Source organism: Streptomyces sp. NPDC056160, from assembly GCF_042268205.1.
Taxonomy (GTDB): domain Bacteria; phylum Actinomycetota; class Actinomycetes; order Streptomycetales; family Streptomycetaceae; genus Streptomyces.
The window spans coordinates 1-3242 of record NZ_JBHJUW010000295.1 but is presented as its reverse complement, the minus strand read 5'-3'; the positions used below and the strand labels follow the sequence as shown (position 1 = coordinate 3242).

Here is a 3242-nt window from a genome sequence, read left to right as displayed (position 1 = left end):
CTGTTGGTTCTATTGACGGTTCACCGGGGGGCCCCACCGGGTGGTGGCCCCCGCCCCCCCCCCCCCCCCCCCCCCCCCGGGGGGGGGGGCCCCCCCCCCCCCCCCCCCACGACGTGGGGCCGACTTCGAACAGCGGGCAGGCTCCGCATCCGCTCGCAGCGCTCTTCCCCGACGACGGCGACGGCAGCGGGCCGCAGGCCCTCACGGCCGAAGCACCGGCATCTGTAGGCGAGGTCGTCGACGCAGAGCTCCTCGACGACCCCGATCCGGACGGTGATGACAGTGACGAGGACGAGGGCGACGTATGGGAGATGTAGGCGACGGGTGACAGAGGCCGTGAACGACGCAGCCGCAGTCCGGCACCCGTGGAGGTGGACGCGTCCTCCGGCCCGGGGGCGGTCTGCCGGTGTCGAGGCAGGAACCGTGATGAGGGAGAAGTGATGAAGGCATCCGTCGAACTGCGTGATAAGCGTGAAGCCCGCCTGCGCCAGCAGCTGAGGGACACCCCGATGCGGCCTCTGCCGCTGTTCCAGCTCACCGGCTGGACCCACTTCGTGGACGAGGAGGTGAGCCCGCCCGTCCTGGCGGCGGGCAGCAGCCCCACCGAGGACAGGAAGACGGACGAACAGGCCATCGCCTACCACCGGCATCTGCGGATGGTGCCCACCGACGCGATGACGCACATGCAGAAGACGGTCGTCGAGGCGGTCCACCGCAACAGCGGGTGCCGTGAGGGCCTGATGGACCATGTCATCGACGGGCCCGCGGGCACCGGCAAGACCTGTCTGCTGCGGGCGATCGGACGCACCGCCCAGCAGGAGATCGAAGCCACCACGAACGGCAGGCAGCCCAACATGATCCCGGTGGTGCACATCACCACCCCCGCGGACCCGGAGCTGAGGGTGAACTGGATCTGGGAGATCGGCTCCTACCTGGGTCTCAACCCCGAGCCGAAGAGCCTCGCGGAAGTCCTGGAGATGCGCAGGCACCAGGACGTGACCCTGCCGGTCAACTACGTCCTGGAGACGGCGCAGACCCGCCTGCTGCTCCTCGACGACATCAACCGCGCCTCGCCGCAGCAACTGGCCAACGTACTGCCCTACTTCGACTACCTGCGCGACAAACTCGGCGTCACGCTCGTCTTCTGCGGCACCGGCGCCAGCCACCTCCTGCACCAGGCCCGCATCCTGGCCCAGGACCTGACCCGGGTCAGCGCGGAGAACCGGGTACGGCTCGAACAGGCGGGCCGCCCGGCGGATCCCGTCTCGCCCTCCCCGACCACGCTGCTGCCCGTGACCTGGCTGCACCCCCTGCCCCTGGGCCCCAAGGCCGAGGAACAGGAGATGTTCCGGCGCGTACTGGCGGGCTTCGAAGCCGACTTGAGCCTGTACCGGCTCGAGGAAAACGCCCTCAGCAAGCATGCCGCCCAACTGCACCAGCTCACCGGCGGCTACTTCAAAGCCCTCACCTACGTCATCTCCACCGCCGCCGTCATCGCGATCCACAGCGGCAGCGAGAACATCACCGAGAAAGAGATCAAAGCCGCGACAGCCCAGCTCGGCCCCTGGCAACCAGCCGCAAACCAGCCGTGAAGCCGGGCCGACCTCGACCCCTGAAACGAGCCATGGCGGGCAGCGGGCCGTTCACCTCGTGTCATGAACTACCCGGTGGATCCGGTTTCGCCGTCGCCCGCACGAGCGCCGTCTGCCGGCACGTTGGCGTAATCGACCCCGGGAAAGAGCCGGATGCGGCTCTCATCGACGCGGACCCTGGCCGACCGCGGAGCGTCATCCGAGAGGCGGCACAGCACGTCCGCTTCACGGCGGCCGTCCCTGGTGGTATGCCAGGACCGCAGCTGGCCGAAGCGGCGTTTCCCGTCGGCGGTCTCCACAAGCACGAGCGGGTCCGGTGCGCGTCCCGGCCCCTCGGTGACCTGGGCAAAAAAGCCTTCCTCGCGCAGCCGGGTGCACAGGTCCACCAGTGAGGATGCTTGGGCGCTTCCCAGTTCCATGCCGATCTCGAAGTGCTCTTGAAGACCGAGGGAGGACAGGTTCGCGCTGCCGAAGTAGCCGGTGGCGCGGTCGGCGACCACGAACTTGGCGTGCATGATGCCGGGGTTGGCCCCGGTCCACCAGTACAAGGACGTTCTTCCGTAGTCGGCGCAGTCTTTGACGAGGTCGTTCAGGGGTTGGGCTCGGCTGCTCGGGTCGTGGGCGTAGAAGTGGACGGCGACTTGGCGCTCGGCGACGGCGGGCAGCAGAACCTCGCGCAGCAGGTCGCAGCCGTGGCGGTTCCAGAAGGGGCCACCGATGTGGAGTTCGCTGTTGGCTCCGGCGATGACGTCCTGAACTAGCAGGTCCAGGCGTCGGACGGGGGGCGCTACCAGGTGGGCAGCGGCTCGCGGGGTGGTGAACACCAGGGGGCGCTCGGATGGTGGTGCTGCGGGCGGTGGGTCAAGGCCGTCCAGGACGTCCAGGATGACCTGGAGTTGGGAGAGGCGGGCAGGGACGAGCCCTGCGTGCCGGCCTGAGCCCAGTAGGCCGCACTCGGCGGCGAGCTGGCGTACGGCGGTAGCGTGATCGTCTGCGACCCCGTGCACGCGGAGGGCGTCAAGGGTGTCGGCTCTGGCGATCTCCCGTGTCCATTCGGCGGCTGCCGCGTAGCTGCCCGCGAGGCGCTCCAGGAGCTGGGCGAGCGGGACCAGCGGTCGCAGTTCGTCGGTCATGTGTGGCTCGAGGCGGCGGTGTGGCGGAGGAATTCAGCGGCGAGGCCCCGGTCGAGGTCGTCGTTGAACAGCTGGCAGCCGAACGTGAGGTAGACGCAGCGCTCGCAGCAGCGTGGTGAGGACTGATGGCACAGCGGGTCGTTCTCGCAGCTGAGCACCGAGTCGGCGGTGCTCTCCAGCCAGCTGAGCACGCGGTTGCTGAGCAGGGTCCACAGTGATCCGAGGGTGAATTCACGGACGTTGTCGGCGTAGATGGCGACGGTGAGTGCCTTCGTGACGACCCATTCGGCGAGCGTGTTCTCAGCCAGTCCTACTTGGCCATCGTCCAGGGACCGAAGCAGGAGGTGGCCGAGGGTGTGGATGACCGTGTGTACGGTTGCTGCCGCGCGGGCGGCTTCCGGGTTGTCCTGGTCTGTGAACAGGGGCCTTGACCCCGGAGTTTGAACACGTCTATGCGGCTCGGGCCAGGGTAGTTGATGTTGGGTGGACGGTGATCTCGTAGGTGATCGGGGCTCGC

The 3242-nt window shown here is 68.5% G+C and carries 4 protein-coding genes; 2 read left to right on the top strand and 2 right to left on the bottom strand.

Features of this window, described 5'->3' with window-relative positions; all coding sequences use genetic code 11:
* The first annotated feature begins 113 nt into the window (after nucleotides 1-113).
* Nucleotides 114-317, top strand: a complete 204-nt coding sequence (locus ACFC02_RS42095; RefSeq protein ID WP_376368249.1) for a hypothetical protein — start codon at nucleotides 114-116, stop codon at nucleotides 315-317.
* A gap of 123 nt (nucleotides 318-440) precedes the next feature.
* The gene (locus tag ACFC02_RS42090; protein WP_376368247.1) at nucleotides 441-1592 is read left to right on the top strand and encodes an AAA family ATPase; all 1152 of its coding nucleotides are present in this window, start codon (nucleotides 441-443) and stop codon (nucleotides 1590-1592) included.
* A gap of 68 nt (nucleotides 1593-1660) precedes the next feature.
* Here the strand turns inward: ACFC02_RS42090 and ACFC02_RS42085 are convergent, their stop codons facing one another.
* Both ACFC02_RS42085 and ACFC02_RS42080 read right to left on the bottom strand, forming a co-directional pair.
* Nucleotides 1661-2725 carry a phospholipase D-like domain-containing protein gene (locus tag ACFC02_RS42085; RefSeq protein WP_376368245.1) on the bottom strand — a complete coding sequence of 355 codons (1065 nt, stop codon included), beginning with the start codon at nucleotides 2723-2725 and terminating at the stop codon, nucleotides 1661-1663.
* On the bottom strand, nucleotides 2722-3242 hold a 521-nt coding region (locus tag ACFC02_RS42080), incomplete at its 5' end, for a hypothetical protein (protein ID WP_376368243.1). The genes ACFC02_RS42080 and ACFC02_RS42085, both read right to left, overlap by 4 nt.

Excerpts from the sequence above, each read along its gene's own strand:
- ACFC02_RS42085 (WP_376368245.1), bottom strand. The coding sequence starts at position 2,725 with ATGACCGACGAACTGCGACCGCTGGTCCCGCTCGCCCAGCTCCTGGAG.
- ACFC02_RS42090 (WP_376368247.1), top strand. The coding sequence starts at position 441 with ATGAAGGCATCCGTCGAACTGCGTGATAAGCGTGAAGCCCGCCTGCGC.